This is a genomic window from Clostridium lapidicellarium, from assembly GCF_041224415.1.
Lineage (GTDB): Bacteria > Bacillota > Clostridia > Clostridiales > Clostridiaceae > Clostridium_B > Clostridium_B lapidicellarium.
In genome coordinates this window covers 229,728-246,937 of the sequence record NZ_JBGFFE010000001.1, presented here as the reverse complement: position 1 = coordinate 246,937, position 17,210 = coordinate 229,728, and the positions used below count along the sequence as shown (strand labels likewise).

Sequence of the window (17,210 nt, the reverse complement as noted above, 5' to 3'; positions counted from 1 at the left end):
GGGAGGATAATTATGCCTAGGAGAAAGGAAAGTTATGAAAGTGTTATGTCAGAACTGGAGAAAATAGTGAATTCAATGGATGCAGGTGGATTATCCCTGGAAGAAAGCTTGAAAAATTACGAGGATGGAATAAAACTCTGTGGAAAATTATATAAGATGTTGAATAGAGCGGAGGGCAGGATAAAGATCCTCACAGAAGAAGGGGAAAAAGATTTTCAGGAAAAAGACGGTGAAACGGAAGATAATAAATAGCAATGGAAATGGAGAGAGTTTACGATGAAAATTAATGACGGCTTGGTTGAAAAACTAAAGTGTGAATTGGATGAATATTTAAAAGACTATATGAAGGGAAAGGGTTCCTATAATAAAAGGGTATATGAAGCCATGGCATACAGTTTGAATGCAGGGGGCAAGAGAATAAGGCCTATATTATTCCTTTTAACCTATATGCTCTATAAAGACAATTACAGAGAAGTGATTGATGTGGCAGCATCTATAGAGATGATACATACTTATTCTCTTATCCACGACGATCTCCCGGCTATGGATAACGATGATCTCAGGAGGGGCAAACCTACAAACCATAAAGTGTTTGGCGGGGCCATTGCCCTCTTGGCCGGTGACGGGCTCCTGAATGAAGCTATGAATTTGATGTTCAGGCACTGTATTGGAAAAGGACAGAATGCATTAAGAGCCTGCAGCATTATTTCTGAAAGCACGGGAGCGGAAGGAATGGTAGGCGGACAGACTGTGGATATATTGAGTGAGAATACCAGAATATCCAGAGATCAGCTTTATTACATGCACAGCAAAAAAACCGGAGCTCTTATAAAGGGCTCTATAATTTCAGCGGCAGTTCACGCTTCCGCCGCTGAACAGGAAATAAAAAAATTGGATTATTATGGACGAAAGTTGGGATTGGCCTTTCAGATAAAGGATGATATATTAGATGTGACGGGAGATACTGCTGTTTTAGGCAAGACGGCAAATAGTGATTTGAATAACAACAAAACCACTTTCATAACTGCCTATGGATTGGACAAATGCAGGGAAATGTGCAGTTTGATTACGGGTGAATGCATGGATGTGTTAAAAGGACTTAAAAGAGATACATCGCATTTGGAGAATTTAACTTTATTTTTATTGAATAGAGAAAAATAATTTTGCTTCATAAAATATTTATGATACAGTATAAAAAAGGATAGATGAAAAATGCTTAGTTTGCTGGATAGATACAAAGATATAAATGATGTGAAAAAAATGTCTCTTATGCAAAAAAAACAGTTTGCTTTGGAAATCAGAAGATTTTTAATTGACAGAGTGTCCAAAACAGGGGGGCATCTGGCGTCCAATTTGGGAATCGTGGAACTTACTTTAAGTTTATTTACCGTATTTGATCTGGATCGCGATAAACTCATATGGGACGTAGGTCATCAATCGTATGTGCACAAAATTTTGACAGGAAGAAAGGATAAATTTGATACTCTGAGGCAGTTTGGTGGAATAAGCGGTTTTCCCAAAAGGTGTGAGAGCAAATATGATTTTTTTGAAACCGGACACAGCAGTACTTCTATTTCTGCAGCCCTTGGCATGGCGAGGGCAAGAGATCTGCAGCATAAAAATTACAATGTAGTTGCGGTTATAGGAGACGGTGCCCTAACTGGAGGAATGGCACTCGAAGCCTTGAATGACGTTGGATACAGGAAAACGAAACTTATAATAATATTAAATGACAATCAGATGTCGATAGGGAAAAATGTGGGAGGAGTGTCTAAGTACTTAAACAAGATAAGGATAGCTCCAAAATATAATAAATTCAAAAAGGAAGTAGAAGACAAATTAAAAAAAATACCTAATATCGGGGAAGGAATGGCAAAACATCTTGAAAAGATAAAAAATGGAATAAAACAGATGGTTGTCCCTGGTATGTTTTTTGAAGATATGGGAATAAAATATCTGGGTCCTATAGATGGACATAATATAAAGGAACTTACGGAGGTCCTCAATTCGGCTAAAAAGTTAAATAATCCGGTAATTATACACATTATAACCAAAAAAGGCAAGGGATATGAATTTGCAGAGAAGAATCCTGGAAAATTTCATGGAATAGGACCATTTAATTGTGGAAACGGAGAGCTGTTAAATGCCTCAGCCAATACCTACTCTAAAACTTTTGGCATTAAAATGACAAGCCTTGCGGAGAAAAATAAAAACATAGTGGCTATAACTGCTGCAATGAGAGATGGTACAGGTCTTAATAGTTTTGCAAAAAAATTTCCAGAGAGGTTTTTTGATGTCGGTATTGCAGAACAACATGCGGTCACACTTGCTGCAGGAATGGCCAGTTCAGGTCTGAGACCTGTTTTTGCAGTTTACTCTACTTTTTTGCAGAGAGCTTATGATCAGCTCCTGCACGATGTGTGCATGCAGAAACTTCCCGTGATTTTTGCAGTGGATAGAGCTGGTGTTGTGGGGGAAGACGGTGAAACTCACCAGGGAGTATTTGACTTGTCGTATTTGACTGAAATGCCGAATATGACTGTCATGTCACCCAAGTGTATTGATGAGCTGCCCTATATGCTGGATTGGGCGTTAAAACAAAATTCACCCGTAGCTATAAGGTATCCAAGGGGCGGCGATGATATACCACTCAAGCCGTTAAAAAAATTTAATATGGGGAAATGGGAATGTATATCCAATAAAGGTAAAATAGCATTGGTAGCCCAGGGCAAAATGGTACAGCATGCAGTTCTGGCGGCACATAGGCTTAAAAACAGGGGCATAGATGTCAAAATCATAAGTGCCTGTTTCGCAAAACCTATAGACAAAGTTATGCTTGATGAGTTGATAAGAGAGGGAACTACTATTATAACGATTGAGGACAATGTGGTAAGAGGAGGATTGGGTTCCTATATTTTAGAATATGTAAATACCTTAGGTGGTGAAACTAAAGTTATAAATCTGGGATTTTCAGATGAATTTGTACAGCAGGGCAAGGTTGATATTTTATATAAATTATATGGGCTGGATTCAAAGGGAATTGAAAATACAGTGCTTAGAACTGCAGCATTGAGCCATATATTTTAAAAGTGTGAGGTAGTTTGATATGTCAGAATCAAAAGAAAGGTTGGATGTACTTCTTGTGAATAAAGGAGTATTCCCTTCCAGAGAGAGAGCCAGGGCCAGTATTATGGCCGGAGAGATATTTGTAAATGGAGAGAGAGTGGATAAGTGCGGCCATAAAGTAAAAGAAAATTCAAAACTGGAGTTCAAAGGGAAAAAACTTCCTTTTGTAAGCCGCGGAGGGTTGAAATTACAAAAGGCTGTGGGAAAATTTGGTATAAATTTAAAGGATAAAGTGTGCTTGGATATAGGAGCATCTACCGGCGGGTTTACTGATTGCATGCTCAAAAATGGAGCAAAAAAAGTTTTCTCCATAGATGTGGGATACGGGCAATTTGCATGGAAGCTCAGAATAGACAAAAGGGTAGTTTGCATGGAGAGAACCAATATAAGGTATGTGACTCCGGCTGATATAGGAGAATACGGAGATTTTGCCAGTATAGATGTTTCTTTTATATCACTTACGAAGGTTATACCGGTGGTTGCAGGTTTGCTGAAAGATGAGGGCAGCATAATGGCACTTATAAAACCGCAGTTTGAAGCAGGAAGAGAAAAAGTGGGGAAAAAAGGTGTAGTCAGGAAAGAATCCACACATATAGAAGTTATAGAAGATATTGTAGGATTTTTGAAAGAAAGTGGCTTAAAAGTAATTTCATTGGATTATTCTCCCATAAAAGGCCCCAAGGGAAATATAGAATATCTCATATATTTTACCAAGAAAAGGGATTTTAATGAAGTATTCAAAAATGAAGATATAGTTGAAGTGGTAAAGGCATCACATGGTGAGCTCAATGGGGAGGAAATATGAAAAATATAGGTATTAATGTAAATACAACAAAAGACTTGAATGAAAAAATGCTGAATTTTATAATAGAAGATATACACAGTATAGACAAAAATGTAAATATAAAGGTATATAGGGATTGTGTGGGATTGGATGAAAATGAAAGCGATACATTGGATATAATTATAGTATTGGGTGGAGATGGCACTATACTTAATACCTCCAAAAATGTTCTCAGATCAAAGACGCCTATACTCGGGGTTAACATAGGACATTTGGGATTTTTGGCCCAGGTGGAGATAAGTAATGTCAAAACAGCCCTGGAGAGGCTGTTTGCGGGGGAATATACAGTGGAGGAAAGAGATATGCTCCAATGCAGTTATGACGACGGCAATAAAATCAGAAAGTATGACGGCTTAAATGATGTAGTACTGTGCAGAAAAGTCAATTCTAGAATACAGAGATATGACATTTATATAAACAATACCTTTTACAATACCTTTAGAGGAGATGGAATTATCGTGTGTACATCCACGGGCTCCACTGGCTATAATTTATCTGCAGGGGGACCTATAATACATCCTTCTTTAAATGTCCTGTGTCTTACACCTATGTATTCCCAGGGATTAACCGCGAGAAGTATAATACTTGACAGCAGTTCACTTATAAGTATAACATCCCGGAAAGAATTTGAAGATGTATATTTGTCTGTAGACGGCCAGCTGTGTATAAAGATAAATGGATTAAATCCATTGAAAATAAGCAGATCTGAAAACAAGAGAAGACTTATTAAATTTAGTAATAATAACTATTTTAATACACTTAAAGAAAAAATTACATTTAAGGTAAAGGGATATGAAGGTGAAATATATGAAGGTAACTAGGCATGCTAAAATATTGGAAATTATCAATTCAAACGACATTGAGACCCAGGAGGAATTGGCAGAACAACTCAGAAAAAGTGGAATGAATGTGACACAGGCGACTGTTTCAAGAGATATAAAAGAGCTGAAGCTTATAAAAGTATTGTCCGATACTGGAAGATATAAATATGCTACCATATCACATACGGAAAATGTTCTGTCAAATAAACTTATCAATATATTTTCACAGACAGTTACAGGTGTCGAGAATGTAAATAATTTTGTAATAGTAAAGACTCTTTCGGGCTCCGCACCGGCAGCGGCGGAAGCGATTGACTCGCTGAATTTTTTTGGAATAGCGGGAACTCTTGCCGGAGACAATACAATATTTGTCATGGCAAGGGACGATGAAAAAGCTCAGAATATAACTCAGAGAATGAAAAAAATGATTTCTGGATAGGAGGGTCGCTCATGTTACTCCAATTAAACATAAAAAATTTTGCACTTATAGAAAAATTGAGTATATCTTTTGAAGCAGGGTTCAATGTACTTTCTGGAGAAACAGGAGCTGGTAAATCCATACTTATCGACGCAATAAATTACGTGCTGGGGGGAAAATTCAACAGGGATTTGATAAGGACCGGAGAAAAGAAGACATTTGTCGAGGCAGTTTTTACTGTGGAAAACTCTAAAACCCTCGAAGTCTTGAAAGAAGAGGAAATTGAATCCGATGAAAATATGATTATAATAAGCAGGGAATCTTTTCAATCCGGGAGGACTGTGGCAAAAGTAAATGGAAGATCTGTATTGATGGCTAATTTAAGGCATATAAGTGCCACGCTGCTGGATATACATGGACAGCATGATAATCAGAATCTTCTTTCGGAAGAAAATCACATACACTATCTGGATTGTTATGGAGAAGATTCCATAGAAAATATATTGGCGGAGTATGAAAGGGATTATGCTGAACTGGCTCGTCTGAAAAGTAAAATATCTGATATTTCAGGTAAAAGTGAAGACAGGGAAAAACTTATTGATTTTTTGAAATATCAGATAAATGAAATTGATTCTGCCGATTTGAAACAAGGCGAAGAGGAAAAATTAAATGAGAGATTTAAAATTCTTTCAAATTCTGAAAAAATAAATAATACAATAAACGGCTGTTATGAAGATCTATACAGCGGCGAAAGGGACAGAAGTTCCATATATGACAATTTAGGTGTAGTCATAAAACAGCTGGCTTCCATAGAGGACATTGTTCCCAAGGTGAAAAATATTTCCGGTTCTCTTAAGGACAGTTACTATAGTATAGAAGGATGTATAGAGGATATGAGAGAAATGAAGGATGATTTTTCCTATGATCCGTCAGAGCTGGAAGCTATAAATAGCAGAATATACAAGATAAACGGCCTAAAAAAAAAATATGGAAGTAGTATAGAGGATATATTGAATTACAGGAACAAGATAGAAAAACAGTATGATGAAATGAAAAATGCATCTAAAGTAATAGAAAAATTGAATTCGGAAAAAATAAAATTGGAAGATAAGATGAAATCAAAGGGAAAACAGCTGCATAAATGCCGATGTAAGGTAGCTTTAAATTTGGAAAAGAGCATCAAAAAAGAACTTAATTTTGTAGGACTTGAAAAGAGTGTATTCAAAGTACAAGTTAATTTGGAGCCAAAATTCAATTTAAAAGGCATGGATAAGGTCATTTTTTATATATCGACAAATCCAGGCGAGCCGCTTAAACCTCTTCAAAAGATTGTATCAGGAGGTGAACTTTCCAGAATAATGCTGGCATTAAAGACCGTATTTGTGGATAAGGATCATATCCCATCCATAATATTTGACGAGATAGATACGGGAATAAGCGGGAGAATAGCACAGCGTGTAGCTGAAAAAATGTATAATATATCCAGGAAACATCAGGTTTTTTGTGTGACACATCTGCCGCAAATTGCATCCATGTCCGATACTCATTATTGGGTTTCAAAAAAAGTTATCAAAAATAAAACCTATACTGAAGTTAAAAGAATGAATAAAAGGGAAAAACAGTACGAAATAGCCAGAATGATAGGAGGCTGTAAAGTTACACAGCTCACTTTGGAGCATGCCAAAGAACTTGTTGAAATGGCCGATCAAATAAAAATTGCAAAATAAAATTTTGGAAGTTGCCTTGAGGTGACTTTTAACTTTTTGTATAAATTTATATCTAAAAACAATACATTGACTTTAGAGACAACTATATAATAGCATAATAACATATTTAAAAGGGCAACTTAATCCTAGGAAAAGCAGTGTAAGACAGGAGGTAAAAGCATGAGCAAAAAAGTCAAAATCACATTGCACTGGATATTTATTCCAATCCTTTTTATAATGTTAGCAGCTTATTATAGAGTTGAAACTATAGATAAATGTATTACAAAGACTACGTTTAAGTCAGCTAAAGCCAATGATATTACCGTATATCCTGGTGGCCAACCCATTGGAATAAAATTGAATACCAAAGGAGTGCTGGTGGTGGCACTTTCGGATATACAAACTTCCCAGGGAAAGGTTACAAGTCCTGCTGCCCTGGCTGATATACGAATAGGTGATAATATAATTAAAATAAATGATACTTTTGTAAAAAATGCCGAGCAAACTCAGACTGAAATAAATAGAACAAAAGGCAAAGACATAAAAATAATTGTAGAGAGAAATGGAAATAAAATTGAAAAGACTGTGAGAGCTGTAAATGGGCTGGAAGATAATAGTTATAGAATAGGGCTCTGGATAAGGGATTCTACTGCTGGAATTGGGACTTTGACATTCTATGATGAGAAAAGTGGAGTGTTTGCTGCACTGGGACACCCAATAGTGGATGTTGATACTGGAACCAAGCTTAATATAAACTCAGGAGATGTGGTTGATTCGTCGATAGTATCCATTAAAAAGGGAATTAAAGGAAACCCGGGTGAATTGAAGGGCATATTTATAAATGAGGAATCTAAATTGGGCGATATAGATAAGAATACAGAATGTGGAATCTTCGGCAGAGGAAATGAGGAACTTAAAAATGGAGACTTCAAGCCGCTTAAAATTGGTCTGAGAAATGAGATAAAAGAAGGACCTGCCAAGATTTTAACTACTGTATCGGGAAGGACGCCGGAGTACTATGATATAGAAATAGAAAAATTATTATCTCAGGATTTGCCCGGACCGAAGAGTATGGTTATAAGAATTACGGACAGCAGGTTACTTAACAAAACCGGAGGGATAGTTCAGGGTATGAGTGGAAGTCCTATAATTCAAAACAATAAATTGGTGGGAGCTGTTACCCATGTGCTTATAAATAGACCCGAAGTGGGATACGGCATTTATATAGACTGGATGTTGAAGGATGCGAACATCTTGTTAAAATAGCAGTAAATTTATATGGAATATGTTAAAATGGTTATGTAGTTGTAAAGATAGCACTTTAAAATGCTATCTTTATAACTACATAAATATAAAAATTTTTATATAAAAAAGAAGGAATTAAAATTCCTTTGTCGAATTTATTATTTGTTAAGATATGGGAATTAATTAAGAAAAGGGGAGTAAAAATATGGAGGATTCAAAAATAAGTGTAATTATCGCAGATGATAATAAAGAATTTTGTAATATTCTAAATGATTATCTTTTAAATCAAAAAGACATAATAGTTACAGGTATTGCCAAAGATGGATTAGAAGCACTTAAACTAATTGAAGATAAGAAGCCGGATTTGGTAATACTTGATATAATAATGCCTCATTTAGATGGATTAGGGGTTTTGGAAAGATTAAATGCTATGAATATAAATCCGATGCCCAGGATAATAGTTCTGTCTGCCGTAGGACAGGATAAGATAACCCAGAGAGCTATAACTTTGGGTGCGGATTATTATGTTATAAAACCTTTTGATATGAATGTGCTTACAAGAAGAATAAGACAGATGTTTAACAACACCATAATGAACAAGGATGAGGTTAAAAGGAGCATATCGTTTGCAGGAGACGGTGAATTAAAATCTTCTCAGGATGATCCTGCGGATTTGAAACAGGAGATAACCAACATAATACATGAAATAGGTGTTCCTGCACATATAAAGGGATATATGTATTTGAGAGAAGCGATAACCATGGTTGTGAATAACATGGAACTTTTATCGGCAGTTACGAAGGAACTGTATCCTTCCATAGCTAAAAAATACAATACGACTGCCAGCAGGGTGGAAAGGGCCATTAGGCACGCTATCGAGGTTGCTTGGTCAAGAGGTCAGGTGGAAACTATAAATAAGATATTTGGCTATACTATACATAATGATAAAGGAAAGCCCACCAACTCAGAGTTTATTGCGATGGTAGCTGACAAACTGAGGCTCAAAAATAAAGTCGGCTAGATAAGTGTTATCAAAGGTTTACAGTCAGTTCGCTTTTTATGCTGGAGAGGGAATTAGAAAAAATAGGTATAAATTTATTGGTAGAAATTTATAAATTTCTCCATTCACAATTATAGGTGAATGGAGATTTTTTTATTTGAATTTTTATGACACTGCAACGAAGATATTGTAAAATAGTATATAGGAGAGTAAATGTATGAAAGTTTTACAGGAGGAGTTGTATAAAAGTTATGAAAATAGAACTGGAAGCAAAGGAAATAAAAAATATACAGAATTTAATCATAAGTAGAATAAATGAACTCAGGGAAAAAATATCAAATGATCCAGATAGGGAAGATGAAATAAAGGAAATTATAAGATACTATAAAAAACTGGTAGAAAAAATAGGAAAACAGATATAATTGACAATTATAATAGTAAAGTATAAAATTGAAAACGATAATTGATTTGGAGTTTTATTTGATAAGTTTTTAAGGTAACATAATTTTGTATTGGAAGTGTATGAAGTGGATTTTTCTGAAAAAACTATAAAAAAAGATACTATATACAGCGGCAAGATTATAGAGGTAAATCTACAGACCGTTGTGCTGCCAAACGGGAGAAAGAGCAAAAGGGAGATAGTAAATCATCCTGGCGGTGTAGCAATACTTGCCTATAAGGATGATGATACCATATTTATGGTTGAACAGTTTAGAAAGCCTATAGAAAAGAGCATACTTGAAATACCTGCAGGCAAGATTGAAAAGAATGAAAATGTAGAAGCCTGCGGGAGAAGAGAGCTTGAAGAGGAAATAGGCTACAGGGCCAAAAAATTTGAATACCTTGGCAAAGTGGTTACAAGTCCTGGATTCTGTGATGAATGTATATATATATTTAAAGCCCGGGATCTGTATAAGGGAAGGGACAATATAGGAGATGAAGATGAGTTTATAAATGTAAAGGAAGTTAAACTTGATAAAATCAAAGACATGATAAAAAATGGTAAAATAATAGATGCCAAGACTATATGTGCTTTTATGATGGTGTAGGGTAGTCATATAACTCTTTTGTGAATCATAGATTATTTAGAGAGAAGATGATTAACAAAAGGGTGATGAAATTATGTTGGAAAATAAAATTTCAGGTTTGATAAATAAACATATAAAAGATAATTTCTGGCTGTACGTCATAAGCCTCCTGTGTATTTTTACAGGTATTGTAGTTGGAATATACAGTGTTAGGTATATGGGGGGATTTGAGAAAAGTGACCTTGTAAATTATCTTAAAAATTTTACGACTGCTGTAAATTCCGGAAATTTAAACTACAAGTCCATATTACTTCAAACTTTAAAGAACAATATCCCCGTGATCTTGGCTATATGGTTTTTAGGTCTTACAATGATAGGTATACCGATAATACTTGTTATAGATGTGATAAAGGGTTTTACTATAGGTTTTACCATAAGTTTTATAATAAATCAGCTGGGAATAAAGGGAATATGGATTTCGCTGGCAGGGGTAATGCCCCAGAATATAATATACATACCTTGCATAATAATTTCCTCTGTACTTGCCATGGAATTTTCACTTATGATATTTAGAGATAAGTCTAGAACACAGTGGAAGTCACATATTTTAGTGAGCATTACATCTTATTCCATATATTTTTTAATAGTATCGATGGTAATGTGCATAGGATTTTTTATGGAAGCCTATTTGACTCCGAATATGGTCAAACTTGTTGCAGCCAGTTTTAGAGGAATGTTGCTATGATATTTAATGAACAGAAATTGGATTTTATCATTGGGGTATTGAAGTGCTTCTTTATATTGATATTTTTTGGATTGTTTTTACCTAAATTTATGGATTTCATTTTATATAATTTTATTGTTGAACCCCATTCTCATGACAACAGTATACTGGTAAGCGGCATATTTAATAAAAACATAGAACTGATATATAATTATATTAATATTTTTAATGAATTCTTGAAATTTTAAAATTATAACTTCAAAGAGCGGGTGATAATTTTGAATGGCCTTTTATTGGCTTATACAAAAGAAATGGAAAAAAAGCATATGAGCAAGAACACCATGGATGCTTATGTAAGGGATATAGATAGATTTTTTAATTTTATAAAGGATAGAAAGGAAAGTATAAAGACAGTGGAAGTCATATCTATAATGGCTTATGTTCAGTATCTTCAGAAAAAAGGCAAAGCTTTGTCTTCAATAGTAAGGAATATTGTATCTCTTAGGAATTTTTACAAATATCTTATGCTTAGGGGAGTTATAGATGAAAATCCTATCTTATATTATCAAATCCCCAAAGTAGAGCATAGTGTACCGGAAATACTTACTGTAGAAGAGGTAGACAAGCTGCTTTCCTCTCCGGATTTGAGTACTGACAAAGGCATAAGAGACAAGGCAATGCTTGAAGTTATGTATGCTGCCGGAATGAAAGTAATGGAACTTTTGAATCTTACGATATATGATATAAATTTAAAATTGTCCTATGTGAGATGCAGCAATTCCAAAAAGAAGGAAAGGATAATACCCATAGGTTCTGTAGCTGTAAAATATTTAAAAAAGTATTTGAATATAAGACCGGAATTAAATGTATATAATTTGAACATTTTATTTTTGAATTTAAAGGGAGTGAAGATGAGCCGGCAGGGGTTTTGGAAAATAGTGAAACACTATGCAAAAGAGTCCAAAATAAATAAAAATATAAATGCTTTTACTTTAAGGCATTCTTTTGCCGTGCATCTGCTTCAAAATGGAGCTGACATTAAATCTGTGCAGGAGCTTTTGGGACATAAAGATCTTTCTGCCACACAGGTGTATTCTTCTGTTTTAAAGAGGAATAAAATTGCTGAGGTCTATAAAAAAGCACATCCTAGAGCATAATTAAGTTATCGTTTTCATAAATACATCACCGTCAAAATATTTTGACGGTGATGTATTTTTTTGTTGTATTTGTGTGATAATATTAATAATTTCAGAGAGAACATATTTTGAAGCAAGGAGAGATATAAAATGAAAAAGAAGCGGAAAATGCTGACTTTGATGAGTATAATATTGAATTTATTTTTTATAATAAATATGAAGGGTATGTCTGTCGGGGCTGAACCCCTAACTAAATCTGACAGGGCAGAGATTAAAGCCATAAAATCGGATTTAAAGGTAGATGCCAAATCCGCACTGCTTATGGAACCCTCAAGTGGAAAAGTGATATTTGAAAAGAATTCTCATGAAAAACTTGAACCGGCTTCTGTTACTAAGATAATGACTATGCTTTTGAGCATGGAAGCTGTTGATTCCGGGAAAATATCCCTGTCGGATAAGGTTACTATAAGTGAAAATGCTAAAAAAATGGGTGGAAGCTCCATGCTCCTGGATACAGGAGAAGTGAGAACTGTAGAAGATTTGTTGAAGGGCATAGGGATAGCGTCCGGAAATGATGCGGCAGTTGCTATGGCGGAATATCTGGCCGGCAGTGAGGATGCATTTGTCAATCTCATGAATAAAAAGGCGGAACAGCTTGGGATGAAGGATACCTCCTTTAAAAATTGCACTGGATTGGGTGCGGAAGGTCATTATACTTCTGCATATGATGTGGGCATTATGTCGAGAGAACTGCTCAAGCACCCTACTATATTGAAATATACGGGAACATATATGGAAACCATATCGGAGGGAAGGAAAAGTCCTATAGAACTGGTGAATCACAATAAACTGGTAAGGTTCTTCAATGGGTGTGATGGGCTTAAGACTGGTTTTACCAGCTCGGCTAAATACTGCATTTCTGCCACTTCCACCAGAGATGGGGTCAGAATGCTTGCGATAGTCATGGGTTCCCCCACTTACAAAGTGAGAAACAGGGATGCAAGTATGCTTATGAATTATGGATTCTCCAAATACTCACGAAAGAATGTCTTTAAAAAGGGAAATGATGTGGAAAGAGTCAATTTGAATAAAAGTGGAAGCAGGTTTTTTATTGCCAGGGCTTCTTCGGATCTGAATGCCGTAGTTGAGAAGGGTAAGGACAGCAAAATCACATATAAATCCGTGATTGATAAGAACAAAAAAGAATATAAAAAGGGTAAAAAGGTTGGATATTGTGATGTATATGTGAATGGTGAACTGGCAGGAAGAGTTGATTTACACAGTGATAGGGATGTAAAAAAGCCGGGGGTGTTTGGAAATCTGAAAGACAATATCAGAAATGTCTTACCTCAGGGAATATAGAAAAATGTACTGTATATATTTTTAAGTGTCAGGATATATAGTATAATAAGGTCAGAAAATTCAATATCCTAATTGAATTTTCTGCTTATTATTTATTTGAGTGAGGCATATTATGGAGATTTCAAAATCATTTGGTTGTGGTGAAATGGAAATTATAAATGAAGTTGGAGAAGTATGCAGGCACAGGGACATAAAATCATATATAGTCGGTGGAGCCGTCAGAGATGCTATTTTAGGGAATAGAGTGAAAGACATCGACATATGTTTAGAGGAAGATCCAAAAATTATTTTAGATGATCTGTGGGGATTGAAATATTGTCAATACCACAGTGAATTTCAGACGGCTTTTTTGACTTTTGAAAACGGCGTCAGTATAGATCTCATAAGATGTAGAAAAGAACATTATTGCAGGGATGGAGCACTTCCGAGTGTTTCGCCTTCACATATATACGGAGATTTATATAGGCGGGATTTTACTGTAAATGCCCTTGCCTATGATATGGAGAAAGGTTATATAATAGATATCTATGGTGGAATGAAAGATTTAAGGGACAAAGTTTTGAGAAAAATACATCCCGGCAGCTATAATGAGGATCCCACTAGAATATTTAGAGCTGTAAAATATGCCGTGAGATATGGATTGAAATTGGAAGATGAAGATGAGATAGAGAAATGTGTGTGTGGAGGTGCATTTGATCTTGTAAGCAATGATAGAATAGTAAAGGAAATATACCTTTTATGCTGTGAGAAAAAGTGGAGGGAAAATATTTATTTATGCAGTGATTTGAAAATATTTGATGTGGATAAATGCCTTTTGGAAATGGAATTTGAAGGTGAAGATCATTCAGACAATGTGGACTTAAAAATTCTCAGATTACTTTATTGTTTAAGGGATAAAAAATATAGCTCGGTGTTAGCTGAAAACTCGGTTTTAAATAAAAAATTGAAAAGTGCTGCCGTGTGGTTCAACGAAAACTTTGAAAAGACAGCCAATTTGATTATGAATACCATGGATAATTATAAGTTGTATATGATATTGAATCATAAAAATGATTATGAACTTGTACTGCTGAGTTGGAATTCAAAATTGAGTTTTAAAATATGCAATTATATTTATAATTTAAAAGGGTATAAGCCTTCCTTAAATGGCAGATATATAATTTCCATGGGAGTAAAAGATGGGAAATCCATAGGGAAAATTTTGAAAAATATAACTGGAATTGAATTAAATTCCGGAATAAAGTGTGGTCAAAAATATTTAGCTGAATATTTAGGAGAGAATATGTAGATGTCTTTGAATATAAAAATAGAAAATTTTGAAGGACCCTTTGATGTACTGCTTCATCTCATAAAAAAGAATAAGATGAATATATACGATATAAAAATCTGTCAGATTACAGAACAGTATTTAAAGTATCTGAGTGATATGAGAAAGATGGATTTGAATCTGACGTCTGAATTTATAGTAATTGCAGCTTCACTTATAGAAATAAAGTCGAAGACCCTGCTCCCGGAAAGGAACTCAGATAAAAATGACGGCGGGGAAGGGGAAGATGAGGATCCTAGAAAAGAATTGGTGGACAAGTTACTTCAATATAAGAAATTCAAAGCAGCAGCTGAATCCTTGAAAAAACGACAGTACAGTACAGGAAGGATATATGGGAAGAAACCGGAGGTAATTGAATCAAAAAAAGAGGATATTTCTAAATTCCTGAAAGGTGTTACTTTATGGGATATGTATGAAAAATATACCGGCTTGATGAAAAAATACGAAAGCAGATTTAATGATAAAAATGTTCTCGACAAAAGAATACCCAGAGATAAATTTAAATTAGAGGATAAAGTAGTTTATATAAAAAATGTTGTGCATGAGAAAAAAAGAGTTAAATTTTCAACTATTGTAAAGAATTGTTCGTTTAAAATAGAGAAGATAACTACATTTCTTGCACTTCTGGAACTTGTAAAACTTAAGATCATATTTGTGATACAGGAGAGAAATTTTAGCGAAATTTACATAGAAAGGACAACTGAAGATGAAAAACAGTGTTGACAAGAACAGATATTTTTCCATAATAGAATCCTTACTTTTTGTTTCTGGAGAATCCCTTGAAGCTAAACAAATTGCTTCTATAATAAAATGCAGTGTAGAATTTACGGTGAACTTGCTTAATGAAATGAATATCATGTATAGAAAAAATTGTAGAGGTATAGAGCTCTTAAGAGACAATAATAGATATAGGCTGGTTACGAAAACTGAAAACAGCAGTTATGTTGAAAAATTACTGAGGAATAACTCAAGACAGGCTTTATCCCAGGCATCACTGGAGACTCTGGCCATTGTTGCCTATAAGCAGCCTGTAACAAGGATGGATATAGATGAAATAAGGGGTGTAAAAAGTGATAGAGCCATATCAACTTTAACTGAAAGGAAACTTATAAAGGAAAATGGAAGGTTGAATGTGCCTGGAAGACCTATATTGTATGGTACTACAGAAGAATTTTTGAGGTGCTTTGGACTTAAGGATCTTAGTGATATTCCCAATTTGGATTCTTTGATTGTCTGACGATGATTTATTATGCTAAAAATAAAGAGTTAAAAGTTTTAATTGGACTTTTGTTTAAACTCTTAACTCTCAACTGGCTTTTAGGTTATAATGATTCATCGTCATGGGGAAGATTATCTTCACTGTAATCTTTCTCATTATTGTCATTGCCTTTTTTTGAAGAACGCCCATTTTTGTCTTTTTTATTTTTGGGCTTTGACATACCATGAAACATATCTATTATTTGGGGAATGGAATCTATTACTTTTTCGCAGGTATTGTTTTGATTCAAACACATCAGCCTTACAGTCTCACCTTTTGTGACAAGAAAAGCCACCGGCTTTACTGTAACCCCGGCCCCAGAACCTCCGCCAAAAGGATAGTCGGGTCTGGACATATTGTCATGCTGCAGATCAAATTCACTTCCGCCCGATGCAAAACCAAAGGATACCTTTGAGATAGGTATTATTAATGAGCCGTCTTTTGATTCCACTGCATCACCTACTATAGTATTTACATCTATCATTTCTTTTAGGTTTTCCATTGTGCTTTTCAATAAATTTTCTATAGGATGATTATCCATTAAAAACTCCTCCTTATAAATCCTGAATCTTCATTGTACAAATTGCCGGTGATTCATCACCAGTCATGTTAAACTTTTTTTGTATTTGAATATCTTTATATATATATAGATAATTTTAGCTAAACTAATATAAATTATACTTGTTATTTCTAGTTTGATGTGTGAATTGTTGAAATCCGGCTCTATACTGTCACTGTATTTTTTTATGTGAAATAATTCATTCAATTTTTTAAGAAAGAATATCTTCAGGGAGCATATGATTCCATATGCAAGTGCGGTTGCCGCGGCATCTCCTAAATTGTAACGGAGTTTTATATCCAGTTTAATTGGTAATCTGAACTTTGTATTTTTGAAATCCGCTGATTTAAGAACATTTATGAGAAAATAAAGTTTGCTTTTTTCTGCAGTGTTTTTGGGAGAGGATCTGCCGAGGGTGATTTTGCTTGCTATGTCCGAATTGTATATTTTAAAAGCAAATTTTCTGTTAGCGTATTTTATCTTTATTTTTACGGGTATTGGAGAAAATAACACGGTGAATAATATCGGAATAGATAAAATAAGCAATATATTCATGTGCTCCTCCTCCCAATTTAATATGATCCATCGATTAATAGTATTTACCTTAATAGGAACTTATATACTGAAATGCAATAAATTTTAATAGTAATATATTT

The 17,210-nt window shown here is 34.6% G+C and carries 19 protein-coding genes; 17 read left to right on the top strand and 2 right to left on the bottom strand.

Annotated elements, in window-relative coordinates; all coding sequences use genetic code 11:
- Positions 1-12: 12 nt before the first annotated feature.
- The 17 genes from AB8S09_RS01260 to scpB all read left to right on the top strand — a co-directional run bounded on the left by AB8S09_RS01260 (position 13) and on the right by scpB (position 15,974).
- Positions 13-252 (top strand): exodeoxyribonuclease VII small subunit, encoded by a 240-nt coding sequence (locus tag AB8S09_RS01260; RefSeq protein ID WP_294184020.1) that lies wholly within the window; start codon positions 13-15, stop codon positions 250-252.
- 24 nt (positions 253-276) lie between these two features.
- Positions 277-1,161 carry a polyprenyl synthetase family protein gene (locus AB8S09_RS01255; RefSeq protein WP_294184019.1) on the top strand — a complete coding sequence of 295 codons (885 nt, stop codon included), beginning with the start codon at positions 277-279 and terminating at the stop codon, positions 1,159-1,161.
- A gap of 51 nt (positions 1,162-1,212) precedes the next feature.
- Complete coding sequence (gene dxs / locus AB8S09_RS01250) at positions 1,213-3,087, top strand: 1-deoxy-D-xylulose-5-phosphate synthase (RefSeq protein WP_294184017.1); 1,875 nt, start codon at positions 1,213-1,215, stop codon at positions 3,085-3,087.
- Positions 3,088-3,106: 19 nt separating this feature from the next.
- Complete coding sequence (locus AB8S09_RS01245; protein WP_294184014.1) at positions 3,107-3,931, top strand: TlyA family RNA methyltransferase; 825 nt, start codon at positions 3,107-3,109, stop codon at positions 3,929-3,931.
- Positions 3,928-4,791, top strand: a complete 864-nt coding sequence (locus tag AB8S09_RS01240; RefSeq protein WP_294184013.1) for an NAD(+)/NADH kinase — start codon at positions 3,928-3,930, stop codon at positions 4,789-4,791. The genes AB8S09_RS01245 and AB8S09_RS01240 overlap by 4 nt, the downstream gene beginning before the upstream one ends.
- The gene (locus AB8S09_RS01235) at positions 4,778-5,230 is read left to right on the top strand and encodes an arginine repressor (protein WP_294184011.1); all 453 of its coding nucleotides are present in this window, start codon (positions 4,778-4,780) and stop codon (positions 5,228-5,230) included. Before AB8S09_RS01240 ends, AB8S09_RS01235 begins: the two co-directional genes overlap by 14 nt.
- Before the next feature lie 11 nt (positions 5,231-5,241).
- A complete protein-coding gene (recN, locus tag AB8S09_RS01230; RefSeq protein WP_294184010.1) occupies positions 5,242-6,936 on the top strand; it encodes a DNA repair protein RecN in 1,695 nt (564 codons plus the stop codon).
- A gap of 159 nt (positions 6,937-7,095) precedes the next feature.
- A complete protein-coding gene (gene spoIVB, locus AB8S09_RS01225) occupies positions 7,096-8,181 on the top strand; it encodes a SpoIVB peptidase (protein WP_294184008.1) in 1,086 nt (361 codons plus the stop codon).
- 184 nt (positions 8,182-8,365) lie between these two features.
- Complete coding sequence (gene spo0A, locus AB8S09_RS01220) at positions 8,366-9,181, top strand: sporulation transcription factor Spo0A (protein ID WP_294184006.1); 816 nt, start codon at positions 8,366-8,368, stop codon at positions 9,179-9,181.
- A 230-nt stretch (positions 9,182-9,411) separates the two neighbouring features.
- Positions 9,412-9,582, top strand: a complete 171-nt coding sequence (locus AB8S09_RS01215; RefSeq protein WP_294184004.1) for a hypothetical protein — start codon at positions 9,412-9,414, stop codon at positions 9,580-9,582.
- A 105-nt stretch (positions 9,583-9,687) separates the two neighbouring features.
- On the top strand, positions 9,688-10,209 hold the full coding sequence (locus tag AB8S09_RS01210; RefSeq protein WP_294184003.1) for an NUDIX hydrolase: 522 nt from the start codon (positions 9,688-9,690) through the stop codon (positions 10,207-10,209).
- A 73-nt stretch (positions 10,210-10,282) separates the two neighbouring features.
- Positions 10,283-10,933 (top strand): stage II sporulation protein M, encoded by a 651-nt coding sequence (gene spoIIM / locus AB8S09_RS01205; protein ID WP_294184000.1) that lies wholly within the window; start codon positions 10,283-10,285, stop codon positions 10,931-10,933.
- Positions 10,934-11,190: 257 nt separating this feature from the next.
- Positions 11,191-12,069 carry a site-specific tyrosine recombinase gene (locus tag AB8S09_RS01200; protein WP_294183999.1) on the top strand — a complete coding sequence of 293 codons (879 nt, stop codon included), beginning with the start codon at positions 11,191-11,193 and terminating at the stop codon, positions 12,067-12,069.
- 129 nt (positions 12,070-12,198) lie between these two features.
- Positions 12,199-13,410: a D-alanyl-D-alanine carboxypeptidase family protein gene (locus AB8S09_RS01195; protein WP_294183997.1), complete on the top strand. Its 1,212-nt coding sequence runs from the start codon at positions 12,199-12,201 to the stop codon at positions 13,408-13,410.
- 112 nt (positions 13,411-13,522) lie between these two features.
- Complete coding sequence (locus AB8S09_RS01190) at positions 13,523-14,698, top strand: tRNA nucleotidyltransferase/poly(A) polymerase family protein (protein WP_294183996.1); 1,176 nt, start codon at positions 13,523-13,525, stop codon at positions 14,696-14,698.
- Complete coding sequence (locus AB8S09_RS01185; RefSeq protein WP_294183994.1) at positions 14,699-15,460, top strand: segregation/condensation protein A; 762 nt, start codon at positions 14,699-14,701, stop codon at positions 15,458-15,460.
- A complete protein-coding gene (gene scpB, locus AB8S09_RS01180) occupies positions 15,444-15,974 on the top strand; it encodes an SMC-Scp complex subunit ScpB (RefSeq protein WP_294183993.1) in 531 nt (176 codons plus the stop codon). Before AB8S09_RS01185 ends, scpB begins: the two co-directional genes overlap by 17 nt.
- Before the next feature lie 85 nt (positions 15,975-16,059).
- Here the strand turns inward: scpB and ytfJ are convergent, their stop codons facing one another.
- Together ytfJ and AB8S09_RS01170 are read right to left on the bottom strand one after the other, a co-directional pair.
- Complete coding sequence (gene ytfJ / locus AB8S09_RS01175) at positions 16,060-16,536, bottom strand: GerW family sporulation protein (protein WP_294183991.1); 477 nt, start codon at positions 16,534-16,536, stop codon at positions 16,060-16,062.
- A 63-nt stretch (positions 16,537-16,599) separates the two neighbouring features.
- Positions 16,600-17,109, bottom strand: a complete 510-nt coding sequence (locus tag AB8S09_RS01170; protein ID WP_294183990.1) for a DUF2953 domain-containing protein — start codon at positions 17,107-17,109, stop codon at positions 16,600-16,602.
- Between the last annotated feature and the right edge of the window lie 101 nt (positions 17,110-17,210).

What these genes read in the sequence shown, in the direction of transcription:
- AB8S09_RS01260 (WP_294184020.1), top strand. Translation starts at nt 13, where the DNA reads ATGCCTAGGAGAAAGGAAAGTTATGAAAGTGTTATGTCAGAACTGGAG.
- AB8S09_RS01255 (WP_294184019.1), top strand. Translation starts at nt 277, where the DNA reads ATGAAAATTAATGACGGCTTGGTTGAAAAACTAAAGTGTGAATTGGAT.
- dxs (WP_294184017.1), top strand. Translation starts at nt 1,213, where the DNA reads ATGCTTAGTTTGCTGGATAGATACAAAGATATAAATGATGTGAAAAAA.
- AB8S09_RS01245 (WP_294184014.1), top strand. Translation starts at nt 3,107, where the DNA reads ATGTCAGAATCAAAAGAAAGGTTGGATGTACTTCTTGTGAATAAAGGA.
- AB8S09_RS01240 (WP_294184013.1), top strand. Translation starts at nt 3,928, where the DNA reads ATGAAAAATATAGGTATTAATGTAAATACAACAAAAGACTTGAATGAA.
- AB8S09_RS01235 (WP_294184011.1), top strand. Translation starts at nt 4,778, where the DNA reads ATGAAGGTAACTAGGCATGCTAAAATATTGGAAATTATCAATTCAAAC.
- recN (WP_294184010.1), top strand. Translation starts at nt 5,242, where the DNA reads ATGTTACTCCAATTAAACATAAAAAATTTTGCACTTATAGAAAAATTG.
- spoIVB (WP_294184008.1), top strand. Translation starts at nt 7,096, where the DNA reads ATGAGCAAAAAAGTCAAAATCACATTGCACTGGATATTTATTCCAATC.
- spo0A (WP_294184006.1), top strand. Translation starts at nt 8,366, where the DNA reads ATGGAGGATTCAAAAATAAGTGTAATTATCGCAGATGATAATAAAGAA.
- AB8S09_RS01215 (WP_294184004.1), top strand. Translation starts at nt 9,412, where the DNA reads ATGAAAATAGAACTGGAAGCAAAGGAAATAAAAAATATACAGAATTTA.
- spoIIM (WP_294184000.1), top strand. Translation starts at nt 10,283, where the DNA reads ATGTTGGAAAATAAAATTTCAGGTTTGATAAATAAACATATAAAAGAT.
- AB8S09_RS01195 (WP_294183997.1), top strand. Translation starts at nt 12,199, where the DNA reads ATGAAAAAGAAGCGGAAAATGCTGACTTTGATGAGTATAATATTGAAT.
- AB8S09_RS01190 (WP_294183996.1), top strand. Translation starts at nt 13,523, where the DNA reads ATGGAGATTTCAAAATCATTTGGTTGTGGTGAAATGGAAATTATAAAT.
- AB8S09_RS01185 (WP_294183994.1), top strand. Translation starts at nt 14,699, where the DNA reads ATGTCTTTGAATATAAAAATAGAAAATTTTGAAGGACCCTTTGATGTA.
- scpB (WP_294183993.1), top strand. Translation starts at nt 15,444, where the DNA reads ATGAAAAACAGTGTTGACAAGAACAGATATTTTTCCATAATAGAATCC.
- ytfJ (WP_294183991.1), bottom strand. Translation starts at nt 16,536, where the DNA reads ATGGATAATCATCCTATAGAAAATTTATTGAAAAGCACAATGGAAAAC.
- AB8S09_RS01170 (WP_294183990.1), bottom strand. Translation starts at nt 17,109, where the DNA reads ATGAATATATTGCTTATTTTATCTATTCCGATATTATTCACCGTGTTA.